Annotated in this window: 19 protein-coding genes; 6 read left to right on the forward strand and 13 right to left on the reverse strand. The window is 63.7% G+C overall.

Annotation, left to right across the window (positions count from 1 at the left end):
* Positions 1-44: 44 nt before the first annotated feature.
* From rpsR to Q0K15_RS02290, 5 genes are all read right to left on the reverse strand, one after another.
* Complete coding sequence (gene rpsR, locus Q0K15_RS02270; RefSeq protein WP_130850362.1) at positions 45-284, reverse strand: 30S ribosomal protein S18; 240 nt, start codon at positions 282-284, stop codon at positions 45-47.
* Between the two features lie 49 nt (positions 285-333).
* Positions 334-816 (reverse strand): single-stranded DNA-binding protein, encoded by a 483-nt coding sequence (locus Q0K15_RS02275; protein ID WP_294511522.1) that lies wholly within the window; start codon positions 814-816, stop codon positions 334-336.
* Between the two features lie 12 nt (positions 817-828).
* Complete coding sequence (gene rpsF, locus Q0K15_RS02280) at positions 829-1,128, reverse strand: 30S ribosomal protein S6 (RefSeq protein WP_294511525.1); 300 nt, start codon at positions 1,126-1,128, stop codon at positions 829-831.
* A 395-nt stretch (positions 1,129-1,523) separates the two neighbouring features.
* Complete coding sequence (locus tag Q0K15_RS02285) at positions 1,524-2,915, reverse strand: DUF4179 domain-containing protein (RefSeq protein ID WP_294511528.1); 1,392 nt, start codon at positions 2,913-2,915, stop codon at positions 1,524-1,526.
* The gene (locus Q0K15_RS02290; RefSeq protein WP_294511531.1) at positions 2,912-3,391 is read right to left on the reverse strand and encodes a sigma-70 family RNA polymerase sigma factor; all 480 of its coding nucleotides are present in this window, start codon (positions 3,389-3,391) and stop codon (positions 2,912-2,914) included. The genes Q0K15_RS02285 and Q0K15_RS02290 overlap by 4 nt, the downstream gene beginning before the upstream one ends.
* A gap of 129 nt (positions 3,392-3,520) precedes the next feature.
* On the opposite strand from Q0K15_RS02290, the gene mutY reads away from it, so the two are divergent.
* Positions 3,521-4,561: an A/G-specific adenine glycosylase gene (mutY, locus tag Q0K15_RS02295; RefSeq protein WP_294511534.1), complete on the forward strand. Its 1,041-nt coding sequence runs from the start codon at positions 3,521-3,523 to the stop codon at positions 4,559-4,561.
* A 23-nt stretch (positions 4,562-4,584) separates the two neighbouring features.
* Entirely contained in the window at positions 4,585-5,163 is a 579-nt protein-coding gene (locus Q0K15_RS02300; RefSeq protein WP_294511537.1) for a thymidine kinase, read from the forward strand.
* 130 nt (positions 5,164-5,293) lie between these two features.
* On the opposite strand, the gene Q0K15_RS02305 is transcribed toward Q0K15_RS02300, so the two are convergent.
* Positions 5,294-5,473, reverse strand: coding sequence for a hypothetical protein (locus Q0K15_RS02305; RefSeq protein ID WP_294511541.1), 180 nt, complete (start codon positions 5,471-5,473; stop codon positions 5,294-5,296).
* A 78-nt stretch (positions 5,474-5,551) separates the two neighbouring features.
* On the opposite strand from Q0K15_RS02305, the gene Q0K15_RS02310 reads away from it, so the two are divergent.
* Both Q0K15_RS02310 and Q0K15_RS02315 read left to right on the forward strand, forming a co-directional pair.
* A complete protein-coding gene (locus Q0K15_RS02310) occupies positions 5,552-5,773 on the forward strand; it encodes a helix-turn-helix transcriptional regulator (protein ID WP_294511544.1) in 222 nt (73 codons plus the stop codon).
* Complete coding sequence (locus Q0K15_RS02315; RefSeq protein WP_294511547.1) at positions 5,770-6,642, forward strand: 4Fe-4S cluster-binding domain-containing protein; 873 nt, start codon at positions 5,770-5,772, stop codon at positions 6,640-6,642. The genes Q0K15_RS02310 and Q0K15_RS02315 overlap by 4 nt, the downstream gene beginning before the upstream one ends.
* An 89-nt stretch (positions 6,643-6,731) precedes the next feature.
* On the opposite strand, the gene Q0K15_RS02320 is transcribed toward Q0K15_RS02315, so the two are convergent.
* The 6 genes from Q0K15_RS02320 to Q0K15_RS02345 form a co-directional block, all read right to left on the reverse strand.
* Entirely contained in the window at positions 6,732-8,180 is a 1,449-nt protein-coding gene (locus tag Q0K15_RS02320) for a DUF4157 domain-containing protein (RefSeq protein WP_294511550.1), read from the reverse strand.
* Positions 8,181-8,418: 238 nt separating this feature from the next.
* Positions 8,419-10,272: an S-layer homology domain-containing protein gene (locus tag Q0K15_RS02325; RefSeq protein WP_294511553.1), complete on the reverse strand. Its 1,854-nt coding sequence runs from the start codon at positions 10,270-10,272 to the stop codon at positions 8,419-8,421.
* Between the two features lie 28 nt (positions 10,273-10,300).
* The gene (locus Q0K15_RS02330) at positions 10,301-11,533 is read right to left on the reverse strand and encodes an ABC transporter permease (protein ID WP_294511556.1); all 1,233 of its coding nucleotides are present in this window, start codon (positions 11,531-11,533) and stop codon (positions 10,301-10,303) included.
* Positions 11,530-12,306, reverse strand: a complete 777-nt coding sequence (locus Q0K15_RS02335) for an ABC transporter ATP-binding protein (RefSeq protein ID WP_294511559.1) — start codon at positions 12,304-12,306, stop codon at positions 11,530-11,532. Before Q0K15_RS02335 ends, Q0K15_RS02330 begins: the two co-directional genes overlap by 4 nt.
* A gap of 4 nt (positions 12,307-12,310) precedes the next feature.
* Positions 12,311-13,990, reverse strand: a complete 1,680-nt coding sequence (locus tag Q0K15_RS02340; RefSeq protein ID WP_294511562.1) for an efflux RND transporter periplasmic adaptor subunit — start codon at positions 13,988-13,990, stop codon at positions 12,311-12,313.
* A 39-nt stretch (positions 13,991-14,029) separates the two neighbouring features.
* The gene (locus Q0K15_RS02345) at positions 14,030-14,638 is read right to left on the reverse strand and encodes a TetR/AcrR family transcriptional regulator (protein WP_294511565.1); all 609 of its coding nucleotides are present in this window, start codon (positions 14,636-14,638) and stop codon (positions 14,030-14,032) included.
* Between the two features lie 444 nt (positions 14,639-15,082).
* Between Q0K15_RS02345 and Q0K15_RS02350 the strand changes: the two genes are divergently transcribed.
* Together Q0K15_RS02350 and Q0K15_RS02355 are read left to right on the forward strand one after the other, a co-directional pair.
* Positions 15,083-15,838, forward strand: a complete 756-nt coding sequence (locus Q0K15_RS02350; protein WP_294511568.1) for a M23 family metallopeptidase — start codon at positions 15,083-15,085, stop codon at positions 15,836-15,838.
* 151 nt (positions 15,839-15,989) lie between these two features.
* Entirely contained in the window at positions 15,990-17,234 is a 1,245-nt protein-coding gene (locus Q0K15_RS02355) for an MFS transporter (RefSeq protein WP_294511571.1), read from the forward strand.
* 3 nt (positions 17,235-17,237) lie between these two features.
* On the opposite strand, the gene Q0K15_RS02360 is transcribed toward Q0K15_RS02355, so the two are convergent.
* Entirely contained in the window at positions 17,238-18,761 is a 1,524-nt protein-coding gene (locus Q0K15_RS02360; protein ID WP_294511574.1) for a hypothetical protein, read from the reverse strand.
* Positions 18,762-18,769 lie beyond the last annotated feature (8 nt).

Raw genomic sequence — 18,769 nt, forward strand, 5'->3', positions numbered from 1 at the left:
AAGGCCGGACATGCGTTTGCATGTCCGGCCTTGTGCTGTCTCTATTAGTCGGTGACGAAAGGCAGCAGAGCGATCTGACGAGCCTGCTTGATGGCCTGGGTCAGCTGACGCTGATGCATGGCGCAGGTGCCGGTGGTCCGGCGGGGCAGGATCTTGGAACGCTCGGAGAGGAACCGACGCAGCTTGGCGGCGTCCTTGTAGTCGATGTGCTCGACCTTGTCCACGCAGAAGCTGCAAACCTTGCGGCGCTTGCGGCCGCGGGGACGCTCTCTATCCATAGGCATGGTATATACCCTCCTTATTCAGAAATGATTTTAATGGGGCGCCGTTCTTTCAGAACGGCAGTTCTCCGTCGTCGTCGTCCAGCTCGGCAAACTGGTTGCCGCCGCCCATGGGGGCGGTGTAAGCCGGGGGAGGCACGGGGGCGCTGGGGGCCGGGGCGGAATAACCGCCGCCATAAGAGCCGCCGTAGCTGCCGCCGCCCTCGCCGTCCCGCTTGGAATCGCCGAAGTAGACGTTGTCGGCCACCACCTCGGCAGTGGTGCGCTTGTTGCCGTCCTTATCGGTCCAATCCCGCATCTGGAGACGGCCCTCCACAATGGCCATGCGGCCCTTGTTGAAGTACCGGGAGACGAATTCGGCGGTGTTTCTCCAGGCGACCACGTTGATGAAATCGGCCTTCTTTTCACCGGTCTCTCTGTCCCTGAAATCCCGGTCCACCGCCAGACGGAGGGTGGCTACGGCCACCCCGGAAGGGGTGTGCCGCATCTCAGGGTCCGCCACCAAGCGGCCCTGAAGGAAGATCTTGTTGAGCATTTCTGCCGCTCCTTACTTCTCGTCCTTGCAGACGATCATGGAACGCATCACGCCGTCGGTGATCCGCAGCACGCGGTCCAGCTCGGCGGGGAAGGCGGCGTCAGCCGTAAAGGTCATGAGAACGTAGTAGCCCTCGTTCAGGTCGTTGATGGGATAGGCCAGACGGCGCTTGCCCCACTCGTCAACCTCGGCCACGGTGCCCCGGGCCTCAGCCATGGTCTTGAACTTGGCGACCATAGCGGCGATGGCCTCCTCACCCATAGCGGGGTCGAGGATGTAGACCACCTCGTAGTTGCCATTGACTTTTGCCATGTTTCTTGCACCTCCTTATGGACATATGGCCCCTGCTCGTGCAGGAGCAAGGATGTTGCCTGCCTGATTCCAGACAAGCTATATTATTATATATGAAATCTGACATTTGTCAAGGGCTTTTTGGAGAAAAAGAAGCAAAAACTGGGGGCTGTTCCGAAAAACAGCCCCCATCAGCTTGTCGAAAAAGCAGGAATGCCTCAGATTTTGTGCAAGAGCCTCGCAGAGTTCCGTCGTCCGCAGACGACGGAATCAAATCAATTTGTTTTTTCCGGGGACATGTGCCTCGGAAAAAACTCTGCTCAGGCCGCGAGTGTGGCATTTGGCCCTTGGGACAAATGATGCGCGTGGCGGCCCGCATCTCTTCGAAAAAATGCTTGCATTTTTGAGAGAGCCGGTCACTGGAGCTCCACGGCGATGGGCGGGGAAAACTCCGTCTCGCGTGTGAAATTCAGCTTCAGCTCCACCGTGTCCCAGGGATAGTCCCGCAGGGTGAAGGAGAGCCGGTGGAGCCCCTCCTCCAGGTTTTCCTGCCCGGGCTCGGTGGCGTGTACGGTGGTTCCCATGGAGTCAAAGGAGTGTTCGCCGCCCTCCGGGTCCCGGTAGTTCCAGGAGATGAACTGCTGGATGCCGGGGGCGAGCATCGTGCACCAGACATCCTCCCCCTGACGGTCGGCGGAGAGGAACTTCAGGCCATCCGGGAGCCAGCCGGCCTCGCCGGTGTTCAGGTCTACCGTGACCCACTCCTTGTCCTTGTCCAGCCACCGGGCTCCGGTGATGTAGAGGGTGAGGTGCTTGGGCGAGCGGAAGAAGCTGCTCTCTAAATAATAGTGAATGACGTCGTTGGTGCCGTCCTCGCCGCTGGACACCAGGCGGCTGCTGCCGCTGGAGCGGGAGCCGGCCTCGTAGCGGTTTCCCTTCTCGTCCTCCAGGTAGAAGTCCAAGCCGTCCAGCCAGGCGGTGTTGTCAGGGGCGGAGGACACCGCCAGCCGGGCGTGGGTGGGGTTGACCACCAGCTCCCGGAGGAGGAGCCGCTGGCCGTCTACCTCTACCCATTTGTCCAGGGCGATGGTCTCCCCCGGGACGGTAAAACGGTCGTCCAGCTCCAGGTCGAAGGTGAAGGTGGCCACCACCTCCGGCTCCCGGTCGGGTTCCGGCTCGTCCCAGATGCTGGAGTCGGCGGGGGCGACGGCAGTGCCGTCTCCCGACTCTCTCTGGGCCGTCACCGCGCAGGTGAGGCGCAGGGCCTCCGGCACCTGGAGGTCGTCGGCGTAGTTGACGTTGAAATCGCCCAGATCGCCGGGGGTGGTCTCGCTGCTGACGATGGAGTAGCCCTCCAGCTTCTCCCCGTCGGGGCCGGTGATGCTGGGGTAGACGTGGTAGCGGTCATAGTCCCCGCCGGAGACGGAGTAGAAGAAGTTGATCTGCATGGCGTCCAGAATGAGGTAGTCCAGACGGAAGGTGATGTCATTTTCCGTCTGCTCCTGGTCCACCACCTGGACGAAGTCGTTCTCCACCGCCGCCTTCAGACTGGGGGAGAGGGCCACCGCCGCCGCCAGGTCCCGGAGGCCGGGGATGCGCCCGCAGGCCAGGGCGAAGGGGACGCAGCAGTTCACCAGCAGCACGAAGGCCGCCGCCACGCCGCCCAGGGAGGCCACAGGGATGCCCAGCCACCGCTTGAGGGTCCGTTTCCGGGCCCGGGACTTGGCCCGCTCCACCGTGCCCTCCAGCTCCGGCGGCGTGTTGCTCAGCTGGGCCACCAGGGCCCAATATTCCTCGTTCCGATTCATGAATTGGCCGCCTCCTCTCCGTCGGTGAGCTCCAGCCGCAGCAGCCGGAGGGCCTTCCGCTGCCGGGTGACCACCGTGCCCTGGGGGATGTCCAGGGTCCGGGCGGTCTCCGCCAGGGTGAGGCCGGTAAAGTAGCGCAGGATGATGACGTCTTTCAGCTCCCGTGGAAGCCGTCCCACCGCGTCCCGGAGGGGGAGGGCGTCGAAGGCCTCCTGGGCGGTCTCGGGCAGCTCCGCCATGGCGATCTCCCGCCTGTGCCGCCGCAGCTCGGCGTTGCAGGCGTTGATGAGGATGCGGGTGAGCCAGGTGTTGAAAAAGGCCTCCTCACGCAGCTTGTGGCAGGAGCGCAGACCCAGGTACACCGCCTCGTCCACGGCGTCCACGGCCAGGGACTGGCTCCCCAGGTACAGGAAGGCCATGCCGTAGAGCCTGCCCTTCAGGGCGTCGGCCCGGACGGCGTATTCCTGCTGTGTCATGGGCGTCCCTCCTTTCTGACCATTAGATGAATGGGGCGGCGCTTTTGATTGCGGAGAGAAAAATTTTATTGTATAATGGCTCCTGAATACGGGCCGCCCCGGCGCGGCCCATTTTGGAGGACACGACCCTTGGATGAACTGACCCGGCTCCCCATCCCACTCTTGCAGTGGTACCACGAAAACGCCCGCACCCTCCCCTGGCGGAGCGACCCCACCCCCTACCACGTGTGGGTGTCGGAGATCATGCTCCAGCAGACCCGGGTGGCGGCGGTGCTGGAGTACTACCGCCGCTTCATGGAGGCCCTGCCCACCGTGGCCGACCTGGCAGCGGTGGAGGAGGACAAACTCCTCAAGCTGTGGCAGGGCCTGGGCTACTACAACCGGGCCCGGAACCTGCAAAAGGCCGCCCGGCAGGTGGTGGAGGACTTTGGCGGGACCTTCCCCGGCGACTATGAGACCCTTTTGGGCCTCTCCGGCGTGGGGGAGTACACCGCCGGGGCCATCGCCTCCATCGCCTTCGGTCAGCCGGTGCCCGCTGTGGACGGCAACGTGCTGCGGGTGGTCTCCCGGCTCACCGGGGATGGGAGCGACATCACCAAGCCGGAGACCAAGAAGCGGATGTGGGCCGATCTGAAGGCGGTCATCCCGGTCCGCTCGCCGGGGGACTTCAACCAGGCCATGATGGACCTGGGGGCCACGGTGTGCCTGCCCAACGGGGCGCCGCTGTGCGAGAAGTGCCCGGCGGCGGACTTCTGCCGGGCACGGCTGGAGGGGCGAACCGGGGAGCTTCCCTACAAGCCGCCGAAAAAGGCCCGGCGGGTGGAGGACCGGGTGGTCTTTCTCCTCTTCCATGAGGGCAAGGTGGCCCTGCGGCAGCGGCCCAAGAAGGGGCTGCTGGGGGGGCTTTGGGAGTACCCCAACGAGCCCGCCCCGGCCCGGGACTGCCTGGAGGATTGGGACATCCAGCCCCTGAACCTCACCGACGGAGGCACAGGCAAGCACATCTTTACCCACATCGAGTGGCGCATGACCTGTCGGGTCGTGGAGACCGCCGATATAACTCTGCCGGAGGGCTGGGTGTGGGCAGGGCGGGAGGCGCTGCGGCAGGACTACGCCGTGCCCAACGCCTTTCAGAGTTTTCAACACCTTGTGGAAGAACGAGTGCGCTAATATAAACAAAGAGGGAGAACGAGATGGCAAAGCTGTATTTTCGATACGGAGTGATGGGCTCCAGCAAGACGGCCAACGCCCTGATGGTGCGGTACAACTATGAGGAGCGGGGCCAGGAGGCCCTGCTGGTGAAGCCGGAGATCGACCAGCGGGACGGGGCCAAGTTCGTGGCCTCCCGGATGGGCCTGAGCCACCCCTGCATCTACTTTTCCGAGATGCGCACCATGGCGGAGGAGGAGCTGAAGAAATATGCCTGCGTCATCGTGGACGAGGCCCAGTTCCTCAGCCGGGAGGAGGTCCAGTTCCTGGTCCACATCGTGGACGACTGGAACATCCCGGTGATCTGCTACGGGCTCCGGGCCGACTTCTCCGGGCAGCTCTTCTCGGGCTCCCAGGAGCTGCTGGCCACCGCCGACATCATCGAGGAGGTCAAGACCATTTGCTGGTGCGGCAAGAAGGCCACCTGCAACGCCCGCTTCGACAAGGACGGAAACGTCCTTCGGGAGGGGGAGCAGGTGGTGCTGGGGGCTAACGACCAGTATATCGGCCTGTGCCGCAAGCACTGGCGGGAAGGCAACCTGGGGCCGGATTTCCACCCGTAAGAGGGCGCAGCCGCCGGATGAGGGTGCGTTTCGAAGGTGGCCTTGTCTGATGATCCGGCACCCCCTCATCCGCCCCAGTGTGCGCACTGGAGCACCTTCCCCCCTGAGGGGGGAAGGTTTTGATGGGCGCTTACTCCCCCACTTCGGGAGAGAAGGCCTCCACGGCCAGGAGCAGCCCCAGCCGGACGCCCTCCCGGAAGCAGTACATTCCGTGTGCCTGGACCGGGTTCTCTTCCAGATACTCCGGCCACCGGTCCGGGTGGGGACCGCCGATCAAGGCATAATAGAGCTCGTCCATCAGAAGTGACATATGGACCCACCTCCAATATGAAGTTTCTAGCGTATTCATTATAATGCGCTAATAACTACATGTCAAGGGAGAATGAGCATGGTTTTCAATGAGCGCATCAAGATATTGCGAACAGAAAAAGGACTGACGCAGACACAGGCGGCAGAGGCGGGGAAGATGACCATGCGGGCCTACCAGCGGCTGGAAAATGAAGAGGCCAAGCCCCACTATGACAGCCTTTTGAATCTGGCAAATTTTTATGGAGTCTCCGTGGACTGGCTCATGGGCCGGACGGAGGACCGGGAGGTCCATCAGCTATGATCTGCAATCTGTGTCCCCGGCTGTGCGGGGCAGAGCGCACCGAGACGTTTGGGAAGGGCCACTGCCGGATGCCCATGGCGCCGGTGCTGGCCCGGGCCGCCCTCCACATGTGGGAGGAGCCGCCCATCTCCGGCAAAAATGGCTCCGGCACCGTCTTTTTCTCCGGGTGCAGCCTGGACTGTGTCTTTTGCCAGAACGACCAGATCAGTCACCAGGATTTCGGAAAGGCAGTGACGGTGGAGCGGCTGCGGGAGATCTGCCTGGAGCTGATCGGCCAGGGGGCCCACAACATCAACTTTGTGAACCCCACCCACTACGCCCACGTGATCGCCCGGCTGCTGGAGGAGCCCCTCCCCGTGCCGGTGGTGTGGAACTCCGGAGGCTATGACCGGGTGGAGACCCTGCGCTCCATGGAGGGCAAGGTGGACATCTATCTCCCCGACCTCAAGTACCTGACGCCGGCGCTCTCGGAGCGGTACTCCGGGGCGGCGGACTACCCGGAGGTGGCGGTGGCCGCCATCAAAGAGATGGTGCGGCAGACGGGGCCATGCGTGGTGGAGGACGGACTTCTGAAGCGGGGCACCGTCATCCGGCACCTGGTCCTCCCCGGCCGCCTGGCCGAGGCCAAGCGGGTGATGGATTTTATCTCGGAAGAATTTCCGGCGGGGACGGTCCTCTTCTCCCTCATGAGCCAGTATGTGCCCCAGGGCCGGGCGGCGGAGTTCCCCGAGATCCACCGGCGTCTGCGGGGCTCGGAGGCCCGGAACGCCCAGGCTTACATGGAGGCCCTGGGGCTGGAGGGCTTCACCCAGGAGGGGAGCGCCGCCGACACAGAGTACATTCCCCCCTTTGACCTCACCGGTGTATAAAAATGTGGACAAAACCGGCGGCACTGCCGCCGGACAGACGAAAAAGTGGACGGAACCTCGGTTCCGTCCACTTTTTCGTCTGTGGAGGTTTATTGCAGATAGAAGGGCAGATTGCGCCGGAAAAGATCGCGTTGCGTATCATTTCCGGAGTCAACGGCGCTGTTGAATTGAAACAGGTTCTGGGCCAACGACTCATCGGCGCTGGCGGTAGAGGGATTGAAGCCGGGTTGCCCGGAGGTGGCGGTGTACTGCCGGCGCAGCGTCTCCTTAGCCGCGGGATCGTACATCAGTCCTCCCCGGCCACCGGAGAGCAGCTTTTCCCGGATGGGCGCGTAGGCATCCATGAGACCCTGGAGCTCCTCGGGCAGATTATCCTTGCCCCACATGGTCTCCAGATAACCGGACGTCATCTGTACGTCCTGGAGGAAGGGAATTCTGTTTGTCTTGCCGGAGTCCTTTGCCTTGCCGATCTGTGAGCCCATGGGCATCAGGCCCTTGGACAGGATATTTTTGAGGAAGCGGCTTTCCATATCGCTGTAACTCTCGACACCTGGCGTCTTACCGGGGTTCTGCATCTCATTTTTATAGACCTCGCCCAGCATATCCTGCATTTCCTGCGTGTCCAGATGGCTGCTGAACATGGAGAGCAGCTTTTTGGTGGTGGCAACGGAAGAGGCGTTGTAGCGGACCCGGGCCGCGCTTTTCTGGCTGGGGGTAAACTCCTGGGCGCCCTTATGGGCGCGATCGAAGTCGAAGCCGGATTGCTCCAGTGCGTCGAAGTAATCGCTCATCTCGTTGCCCATGGCGCCTGTGACCGGATGGAGCTTCTCCTCAATGCTTTTGTCGCTGCGTACGCCGCCGAAGGAACTTTGCATGTTGCCGATCTGCGCCGCGGTAAAGGGCAGGTGGGCCTGCTGTTCCCCGGCCCGGGAAGCCACATTGGTTCCAGAAATTTTCTCCATATTCTTCTGATCTTTGGATTTGAAGAGGTTTTTGAAAAAGCTGCCCACCTTCCGGAAGAGCTTGGGCATCATCTGCACCCCGCCGGTGGGGGCGGAGACGGTGGGCACGGCGCTCTCCACCACCCCCTGCTGGGCGGTGTGGACCAGCTCGTGGGCCGCCACAGCGGGGTCGAAGCCTCCCTGGCCGAAGTAGACGTCCTGGCCGGAGGTGTAGGCCCTGGCACCGATGTTGTCTGCCATGCCCACGGCGCCGGCGTCGGTGTGGAAACGGACGTTGGAGAAGTCGGCCCCCATCTTCTCGCCCAGCTGGGCCTTGACCTCGTCGGGGGTGCGGGCGCCGGAGACGGAGGCTGCCAGCCGGTCCGCCTCCCGCTCTGCGCTGGGGATCTGATGGTCCAGGGCCAGACGCTCCCGCATCCGCTGCTCCAGATCGGGCAGACCGCCACCCTGAGCGCCCTCCAGCATGGAGAGCATGGCGGAGTTGGGGACACCAGAAGGGACGGCGCCCTGAAGCTCCCCGGAAAGCTGAGGCAAAGGACCCGCCTGAACATGTTTTTTATCTGCGTTGGTGTACATGGGGCACCTCCTGCTGAAAAATACTTCCATTTCCCGGTAAAACATGTCTGATAAAAACAGAATAACGCGATCACACCCCCATATCAACAAATCTGACCTGAATCGGGCGCTCCGGGTGCAAACGACCGGTGGAGGGTACGCCGCCGGCGTGAGCCTGCACCATGCGCGTGGATCTGATAGACATATAAAAAAGTGGACGGAACTGAAGTTCCGTCCACTTTTTTATATGGTGGAATGTTTAATGAGCCAGGATGACCCGGATGCGTCCGCCTTGGCTCTGGTCCTTGTCATAGTAGCCGGTGAGGGAGTAGTCCCCGCCGGTGACCAGGGACAGGGAGGTGAGGTAGTACTGGTCCCCCCTGACCTCGTAGACCAGCACGTCGTCCCAGATGGCGTACTGGCGGTTTTCGGCGTAGGCGGTGCGGCCGTCCACGGTGTCGATGCGCACGCCGGTGAGGTTGACGAAGCGGTCCACCTCGTCCCCGTCGGTCTTCATCTGGAAGGGGCCGGGCTGCACCTGGTAGACCCGGGCGCCGGTGAGGGAGCCGGGGACGCCGCCGACGTCGTAGACGTAGGTGCCGGAGGTGCTCATGCCGCCGGAGTTGTCCACCTCCCGCACGGAGGTGACCACGCCGTAGGTATGCATGTCGCCGGTGGCGTCGGAGAGGACCAGGCGGCAGATGTCGCCGTTGCCATCCAGCAGGTAATAGCGGACCATGCCCCGGGTGAGCTCCATGCCGGCCAGGCGGCCGGGGTAGATCTTCACGCCCTTGTCGCCGTAGGTATCCAAGATCTCCACGCCGTCGGCGAAGGACAGGTCGCCCAGCCGCTGCCCGTCGGCGCTCACCTTGCCGGTGAGGGAGGCGGAGGCCAGGACCTTCACGTCCACGCCACTGGAGGAGGAGGTCACCTGGACCAGGGAGCCAGCGCGGATGGCGGAGCGGTCCATGCTGTACGTGTAGGTATTGCCGTCCGTGGCCAGGACGGTGACGGAGGAGGCGGTGTAGTCGCTGCCGTTTTTGTCGGTGAAGGTTTTGGGGACGCTGGAGACCACCAGGCCCACCACCGAGTCGGCGGCGGCCTGTCCTGGGGCGATGGCGGCGGCCACCTTGCCGTCCCGGCCCAGCAGCAGGGTGACCGAGTCGCCCACCTCAAAGGCGCCCAAGTCGCTGAGGGCGTAGGCGGCGGTGGGGGTCTCGATGGCGTAGGACTTGCCGGAGACCGTCACCGAGGTGGGAGCGGAGGTGGGGCTGATGGCCTGGATGGGGCCGGTGATCTTGTTGGTGTAGACCCATAGGGCGTTCATGGTATCAGACCAGTAGACCACGTCGTTGTCCACCAGGGCGTCGGCGGTGGAGACCGCGCCGTTGCGGGTCACGCTGGCCTTGGAGATGTCGAAGGGGATCTTGTCCCGCCAGCCGGCCTCGCCCACCACCACGGGGCCGTCCATGGTGCCGTTGAGGAGGGCCAGGGTGTCCACCTTGCCGTCGGCGGTGAGGCCGTAGCCCAGCACGGAGGAGAGGTAGGGCTGGCCGGTGGTCTTGCTGGGGGCGGTGAGCAGGTTGTAGAAGAGGTACATGGCGTCCTGCCGGGTCATGGTGTCGTTCTGGCCGATGGTGATGCCCTCGTCCAGGTCCAGGGTCTTATACATGGACATCTGGCCGGCGGGGAAGGAGCCGGAGAAATCCTCGTTGGTGTAGCCCAGCAGCCGCAGAGCCATAACCACGCCCTCGGCCAGGGTGATGGTGTTGGAGGGGCGGAAGGTGCCGTCCAGGTAGCCGGTGACATAGCCGGCGGTGACGGCGGCCTCCACATAGGGGGCGGCCCAGTGGGTAGAGGGCACGTCGGGGTAGGGGGAGACGTAGGTCACATCCCCCACGCTGATGGGGGAGGCGGCCATGAGCATTTTGACAAATTCCGCCCGGGTCACCGGTGCGGAGAGGTTCAGGTTTCCGCTTTCGTCGCCGGTCATAATGTCCAGAGCGGCCAGAACCTGGGCGGCATCGTCCCGGCTGGTGACGGCCAGGGCGGGGGTGACCAGGGACAGGGTGAGGGCCGCCGCCAGAAGGGCGGAGAGGACTCGTTTCTTCATCTTTGTTCGCTCCTTTATCACGGATGGATCAATCGTAGCGCAGGGCGTCGATGGGGTTGAGCCGGGCGGCCTTGTTGGCGGGCAGGTAGCCGAAGAGGATGCCCACGCCTACGGACACGCCAAAGGACACGGCGATGCCGCCCAGGGTGGGGACCGCCACGAAGCCATCGTTGCCGGTGCCCAGCACCACGGCGATGACGGCGGTGAGCACATTGGCCATAATGACGCCCAGGGCGATGCCGATGACGCCGCCGATGGCGGAGGTGGTGCCCGCCTCGATGATAAACTGGCTGCGGATGTCCTTGCCCTTGGCGCCCAGGGACTTGCGGATGCCGATCTCCCGGGTGCGCTCGGTGACGGAGACCAGCATGATGTTCATGATGCCGATGCCGCCCACCAGCAGGGAGATGGCGGCGATGAGGATGAGGATCATCATGAGGGTGTTGAGCATGGAGTCCATGGCGTCCATCATCTCGGCGCTGGACATGATGTAGTAGGCGTCGTCGGTCTGGAAGGTCTTGTAGAGCCGGCTCTCGATGATGCCCTTGGCCAGGTTGGAGGTGTCCTTGTCGGCGCTGTTGAAGAGGTAGAGGTTCACCCAGCCGGTGCCGTTGATGCGCATGGCGTTGCCGTAGGGGATAAAGATCACGTCGTCGCCGCTGCCCTGGGTGCTGTCGGCATATTCGGACATGACGCCGATGATGGTGAAGGGGGTGCCGTTGATGGTAATGGTCTTGCCCAGGGCGTCGCCGCCGAAGGCGTCCCTGGCCAGATAGGAGCCGATGACGCACACGTTCTGGTAGCGTTCCACATCCACATAGCTCAGGAACCGGCCCTCCCCCAGCTTGGAGCCGCTGAGGACCTGGTTGCGCTGGGCGTCATAGAAGAACTCGCTGACGCCGTAGATGCTGGTGCGTTTATATTCGTCGGCGCCGTGACGAACCAGGCCCTGCTGGACCGAGACATAGGGACTGACGCCCGCCAGGTACTGGGGGTATTTGTCCACCAGGGCGTACATGTCGTCGGGGTCCACCGAGCGGGAGCTCATGCCGCCGCCCAGCCCCCAGATCTGGACCTGGATCAGGTTGGCGCCCAGCTGGTCGAATTGGGCATTCATGTAGTTCTGCATGCCGTTGCCCAGACTGGTGATGATGATGACGGCGGCCACGCCGATGATGATGCCCAGCATGGTGAGGAGGGCCCGCATCTTGCTGGTGAGGAGGGACTTGATGGCCAGGCGGAAGGACTGGGTGAAATTCATGACCTGGCCTCCTCTCCTGCGGGGGCGGGATCGTCAAAGCCGTCGATGCCCTCGGTGTCCTCCTCGGGCTGGACCACGGCCCGGGGGTCGTGGGCGTCTCCGTCGTAGATGATCTTGCCGTCCTGGAGGCGGATGATGCGCTTGGCCTTGACGGCGATGGAGTTGTCGTGGGTGATGAGGACCACGGTGTCCCCCTCGGCGTTGAGCTTTTGCAGGAAGGCCAGCACCTCCCGGCCGGTGCGGGAGTCCAGAGCGCCGGTGGGCTCGTCGGCCAGGATCACGGAGGGGTCGCCGGCCAGGGCCCGGGCGATGGATACCCGCTGCTGCTGGCCGCCGGAGAGCTGGCTGGGCAGGTTCTTGCGCTTGTCGGCCAGGCCCACCCGCTCCAGGGAGCGAATGGCCCGCTGGTGCCGCTCCTCGGCGCCCACGCCGGCGTAGAGCAGGGGCAGTTCCACGTTCTCCTGGACATTGAGCTTGGGGATCAGGTTGTACTGCTGGAAGATGAAGCCCAGCATCTTGTTGCGGATCTCGGCCAGCTGATCGTCATCCATGGTGGATACGTCCACGCCACCCAGGTGGTAGGTGCCGGAGGTGGGCACGTCCAGGCAGCCGATGATGTTCATGGCGGTGGATTTGCCGGAGCCGGAGGAGCCTACGATGGCCACAAACTCTCCCGGGTCCACCGTCAGGCTGACGCCGTCCAGGGCGTGGACGCTCTCATCGCCCATCTGATAAATCTTGTAGACGTCCTTGAATTCAATGAGGTGTTCCATCTGATCACCCCATCATCGTGGCCATAAAGTTGGTACCGGCGGCCTGGTAGACGTAGACCGTCTCACCCTCCTCCAGGCCGGAGAGGATCTCGATGTAGGTATCGTCGCTGCGGCCCAGGGTGACCTCGCGGTCCTCCAGCTTGGAGGGGTTCACAACGTTGCCGTTCTCGTCCAGAGCGCCCTCGCCGGCCACCTTGACCAGGCTGGTGCCGTCGGCGCCGCGGCTCACGGCTTCCACGGGTACGCAGAGCACGCTGCCCGCGTCCTCTACGACGATCTTGGCGGAGACGTTCATGCCGGGCTTGAGCTCCTCAGGGGTGCCGTCCACCAGGACGGTGACGGGGTAGTTGGTAGAGCCGTTGGTGGTGGTGCCGTTGATGTTCACCTTGTCCACCACGCCGGTGAAGGTCTTGCCCTCCACGGCATCGGCGGTGATCTCCACCTTCTGGCCCACCTCGATCTTGTTGATGTCCAGCTCGTTGACGCTGATGTCGAAGGTGAGGGCGGACATGTCGTAGATGACGGCGGGGTAGGCGATGCCGGTGGTGCTGGCGGTGGAGGTGTCCAGCGTGTCGCCCACGTCGTAGTTCTTCTCAATGACGGTGCCGTCGATGGTGGAGGTGATGGAGTAGTCCTCCAGCCGGTCCTGGGCGTTTTTCAGGGTGAGCTCGGCGTTCTGGACCTGGATGGCGGCGTTTTCGATCTGGGTCTCCATGTCGGTCTCATCAAAGCCGCCGATGACCTGATCCTCCAGCACCCGGTCGCCCTCCTTTACGGTGAGGCTGGTGAGCTCGCCGGAGGTCTTGGCCACCACCTGCTTGCTTTCGCCGTAGGCAAAGGTGCCGCTGGAGGCGCTGGAGGCAGTACCCACAGAGGCGGTGCCGCTGGAGGTATCGCTGAGGGCGCCGGGGTTGCGGACCACAATGGTGATCTCACGGACCAGGGTGCCGCCGGGGCCCACGGAGTCGGTGGCGGCAATGGTGTCAATGGTGCCGGGGAGGGTCTCCATGGTGCCGCCCACGGTGACGGTAGCGCTCTGGCCCACATAGAAGCCGGCGGCATCGGCGGAGTGGAAGGGGACCTTCAGCTTCATGTTGTCCCGGTCCAGAATGTCGGCGATGGGGGCGCCGGCGGAGACCATGTCGCCCTCGTCCACATAGAGCTTGGTGATGACGCCGGTGGCGTTGGCCTCCACGGTGGCGTTCTTATGGCTGTCCTCCTGGTTTTTGAGGAGCTGCTGGTAGTTGAGCTGGGCGCTCTCCAGAGAGAGCTGGGCCTGCTCAATAGAGGTCTCCACGTCGGTGGAGTCGATGCGGAAGAGCAAGTCGCCCTTATGTACCGTCTGTCCCTCCTCGAAGGGGGCCTCCAGCACCTCGCCCTTCACCAGGGTGGTGACCTTGTAGGAGTGGAGGGGCTCGATGGCGCCGGTGCCGGATACCGACACCACCAGATCCTGGGTGGAAGCGGTGTCGGGCAGGTAGGTGCCCGAGGTCAGGGCCGTGCTGCCGCCGGAGCAGCTGCGCAGGAGAAAGACCACCACGGCGATGAGGACCACCAGGACGATGACACGCTTGATCCACTTTTTCTTCTTCTTGGGTATGCGTACCTTGACGGGCTTCGGGGACGCCTGGGTCTCCGGTGCGGTGGCGTCGGGGGAGGACTGCTTGAGATCGGTGCTTTCCATATGATTGACTCCTTTTCCATGGTCTGTCGGCGGCCTCCGTCACCGGAGCATACCGCGCTTTAGGATGGTCAGATAGCTGAGATAACGGGCCCGTATAGGGCCGGAGTCCTCTGCCAGCACGCCCTCGCACAGCAGTGGGAGGGTGACAGAGAGAAGGATGCGCAGGCCGTTTTCCAACTCCTTCTCTCCCTCCAGTGTCAGGATGGAGCGGTCCAGACGGGGCAGGATCTGGGAGAGAAAGCGCCGGCCATAGCTCTGGCCCATGGCCATGGTGTGGGGCATGCCGGCATTTCTGCGCAGGATGGTGATGACCTCCGACGCATGCCCTTCCCGGCAGCTGCCGCTGCACCGGACCTGGAGATGGTCGAAGAGTCCCTGAAACGCCAGGAACAGATCTCCCTTCTCCTCCTCCAGCAGCTGGCACACGGTCTCAATGAAGGCATCTACAAATTGGTCCATCAAATAGAGAAAGAGATCGGATTTGTCCTCAAAATACATGTAGAAGCTGCCCCGCGGGATGCCGGCGGAGTGGATGATGCGATTGATGGAGGCATCAGGGTAAGGAACTCTGGCAAATTCCTGTCTGGCACAGTGCAGAAGGGTCTCCCGTTTGGACTCCGGCAGACGGAAGAAGGTATCGGTGGGCACGGCCAGCCCTCCTTTCAGTGTCCTGCACGGGTACCGGGAGTTCCCGCACCTGACAGGCTGTCATATATCATATATGACAGCCTGTCAGGTGTCAATCATTTTGACGGGGAGTTTCAAATTCGTTCATAATTTCAGCGGCCTGTGGCGGTGGCTGCCTGCGTATTCTGAGCATAGCACCAAAAGATATATGGAACAGGAAAGAAAAGATTAAAGTTTTCTTAAAGTCTTTTTCCCTCCTTCCTGCGTCTTATATTTTATGGTCGGTTATACTGTATATATAAAACATATACAGTATAAACAGATGAAGGGTGTCTGTCAAGGGAAGACTGGAAAAAGAAACCGGAAGAACAGGTATAAGAAGGGAAGAAATGGGCCACAATAGGCTCTGAGAGCTCCCCCGGGGCCCCGGGATGCGCTCTGACGCTGAATTGTTGGAGGCTTATGATGAAACGGAAACCGATCTTAGAGCGGGTCGGCGACTTCATGGAGGGTAGAGGATTCTACATAGTCCTCACCCTGTGCGTCGCTGCCATAGGGATTTCGGGCTATTATCTTTTTTCCTCTTTGCAGACAGGCGGTGAGGAGGCCGCCGTATCCGCCCCCACACAGGTGGTGGTGGCGGTCTCCCCCACGGTGGAGGCCGTCAAGCCCACGGTGACGGCGGCACCCACCCCCTCCGCCACCCCCACACCGACGCCCTCGGAGGCGCCCTCCGCAACACCCTCCGCAACGCCTGCGCCTGAACAGACACCGTCGGAGGAGACCACTGTCACCACCCAGGCGGCGGATTTCTTCATCTGGCCCCTGCGGGGCCAGGTGGTGGCCGACTGGTCCCTGGAGGTGTTGGCCTATGACGAGACCATGGGGGACTGGCGGACCCACTCCGGCATCGACATCTCCGCTCCCGTGGGGACGGAGGTGATGGCGGTGGCCAATGGCACGGTGGCCAGTGTGGAGCAGGATGATCTCATGGGCACCACGGTGACCATTGCCCACGCCGACGGCGTAGAGAGCGTCTACGCCAACCTGGCCGCTGTCCCCACCGTAGAGGCGGGGGATCAGGTCCAGGTGGGCGACATTATCGGTGCCACCGGCACCACCGCCGCCGCCGAGAGCGCCCGCGCCCCGCACCTCCACCTGGAGATGCGGAAGGACGGAGAGAGCGTGGACCCCCTCAGTTACCTGCCGGAACAGCCCTGAACCGAACAGAAGCGAAACCCCCTCCCGGCCAGAGGCCGGGAGGGGGTTTCGCGTGTCTAGGGACCGCCTCCGGGCCCCGGGCATAGGATAGAGCGGTAATACGCCGTTCCGCCCGGCTCGCCGGGCCTGGACCATAGGAGGAATACATACCATGACCGTCACATGGAAACGGCAGTTCGCCGTGCTCTGGCTGGGGCAGGCCGTATCGATCCTGACCAGCTCCATCTCTCAATACGCCCTCATCTGGGACCTGACTGCCCGCACCGGCTCCGCCGCGGTGCTCTCGCTGGCCTCCATGGCGGCCCTGCTGCCCCAGGGGGTATTCTCCCTCTTTACCGGGGCGGTGGCCGACCGGTTTGACCGCCGGAAGATCATGGCCCTGGCCGATGGCGCCATCGGACTGGTGTCTCTGGCCCTGGTGGCGGGCTGGTTCCTGCTGGGAGAGCTGCCCATCCCCGTCATTATGGCCACCCTGGCCCTGCGGAGCGTGGGCTCCGCCTTCCACTCCCCCTGCCTCCAGGCGGTGACGCCCCTCATCGTCCCCCGGGAGAGGCTCTCCCAATGTGCTGGCTGGTCCCAGGGGGTGCAGACCCTCTCCCTGCTCCTGAGTCCGGCTTTGGCCGCCGTCCTCTTCGCCGCCGTGCCCCTCTCCCTCATCATCACCCTGGACGCCCTGGGGGCCGCCTTCGCCATCGGCTTTCTCTTCCTGGCCCGGCTGCCTGAGCTGCGGACGGCGGGAGAGGAGACCCCCTTCCGCCTCCTGGACGACTGCCGGGCGGGCTGCGCCCTGCTGCGCAGCCAGGGCTGGCTGTGGCAGCTGTGCCTCATCTGCGGCATCTTCTCGGTGGCGGTGGTACCGGTGTCCTCCCTCTTCCCCCTCATGTGCATGAGCTACTTCGGCGGCACGGCGGTGTCGGCCTCGGTGGTGGAGACCGCCTACTCCCTGGGGATGCTGGCGGGGTCCCTGCTGCTGGGGCTGTGGGGAGGCACCCGAAACAAGATGACCGCCATGACCGCAGCCCTCTTCTGCACGGGAGGCTGCCTGCTGGCGGTGGGGGGATTAAGCCCGGCGGCCTTCGTGGCCTTTACCGGCCTGGCCCTGGGCATGGGTCTCTCCTCCCCCTTCTTCAACAGCATGTTTACTGCCCTCATCCAGGAGAAGGTGGAGGGGGGCTATCTGGGACGGGTGCTGGGCCTCACCTCCGCCGTCATGACCCTGGCCGGGCCCATCGGCCTGGCCGCCACCGCCCTCTTTGCCGAAAAGGTGGGCCTGGCCCGGTGGTTTGCCCTCTCGGGGGCCCTCACCGCCCTGTGCGGCGTCCTCTGCCTGGCCCTGCCGGCGGTCCGCCGCTGCGACGGCGCGAAAGAGAAAAAAGAAGTCTGCCCTGAGGGATGACCCTCAGGGCAGGTGCTGATATTGATAGGGATAAAATTCCAGGTTCTCCAGCTCAAGAGGCACGGTCCAAGACTGCTGCTCCTCCTCGCCCTGGAACCGGAGGGAGGTGGTGACGGTGTTGGCCTCCGGGGCGTAGTGGGACCGGGCCGGACCGACGGCGGGCGGGCCGCTCTGGTACACCTCTTCCGGTACGGCGCTGGCTTCGGCCTGCCATATCACCCCCTCAGACAGGCGGTAGACCAGCACGGCGGGCACCCCGTCGGCCATGTAGGTGACGCTGCACACCAGTTCCCGGACCCCATCCCCGTCCAGGTCCATGGGGGTGTCCGCCCGGTCCCAACCAAAGCTCAGAGCCAGGGGGGTGCCGTCGGTGCCGTAGTAGCTGCGGTAGTTTCCGGAGGGGCTCTGGACATAGTCCAGGGTGTAGCCGTCGGTGCCCAGGATGTCCGTGAAGGGCTGGAGCGTGGCCTCACTCAGGCCGTACAGAACCTCTGCCAGGTGGACACCGTCCTCATCTTCGGTAAGCATCCAGGTCTGTTCACCCACTGTGAGGAACCCGGCCCGGCTCTCCTGGTTTTCCACCTGCCAGTCCGGCTGCGTTTCCGCCGGAAGAGCGGTCACCTCCACTCTGCCGGGATAGAACCGGAGGCAGCCAAAGCGGGTGACGCCATCCGCCACCCCGAGGAAGGCCAGGCCGGTGGCTTCATCATAGAAGAGGCCCTGGGTGGAAAAGGTGGGGGACGCCCAGCCATTGGGCCCGCGCCAGTCCGGCAGGGCCTTCCGGACGCAGTCCAGCAGATCCACCTGGTAGATGGCATCCTCCCACACCAGGTAGCAGTAGGCTTCCCGACCGCCGTGGTAGAGCCACAGCGGGTCGGGAAAGCCATCCCCGTCCAGGTCGGGGGCGTAGGTGGGCTGGGCGCAGTCGGCCAGCAGCCGGGGGACGCCTCCCTCATCGAATACATAGTAGTCCCGGGCGGTGTAGGCGGCGCCCCTGGGAGCCTCAATGACAAAGCCGCTCTGGCCCAGCAGGGAGGAGAACTCCCCCACGGTGTAGCCATCGGGGTAGGCGCTGTCCTCCACGGCGAAGCGGAGCAGCTCGTCTCCCTGCCGGACGGCCCAGTATTTGGTGGTGTCGCTGCCCGGCTCCCGGTAGCACACCACCTGCTGGCCTTCCATGAGCTCCGCCTCCGTCAACATCTCACCCATGGTGTCGGCGGAGACGGTGTCCGGGGTCCAGGTGGAGGCGGGGACATAGGGCTCCAGGTCGGAGAGAGGGAAGGAGACGGTCAATGCGCCGTCCTCCACCGTTTCGGTCTGGACAGGCTCCGGCGTGGTCTCACCGGGAAGTGGCTCACGGGCACAAGCGGCCAGGCTGCCGGCGGTGAGGGTGAGGACCAGAGCCACCACCAGCGGGGCGGTCCCACGACGCCTGGGCGCGGTCAGCAGATCGTTGAGCCGTGCTCTGAGCAGCCATTTACCGGTGTGAAATTCGGTGGAAAACCAGGTGTGGGGACAGCGGTTCATGGCGCACC

The organism is uncultured Intestinimonas sp. (assembly GCF_944387245.1).
GTDB lineage: Bacteria > Bacillota > Clostridia > Oscillospirales > Oscillospiraceae > Intestinimonas.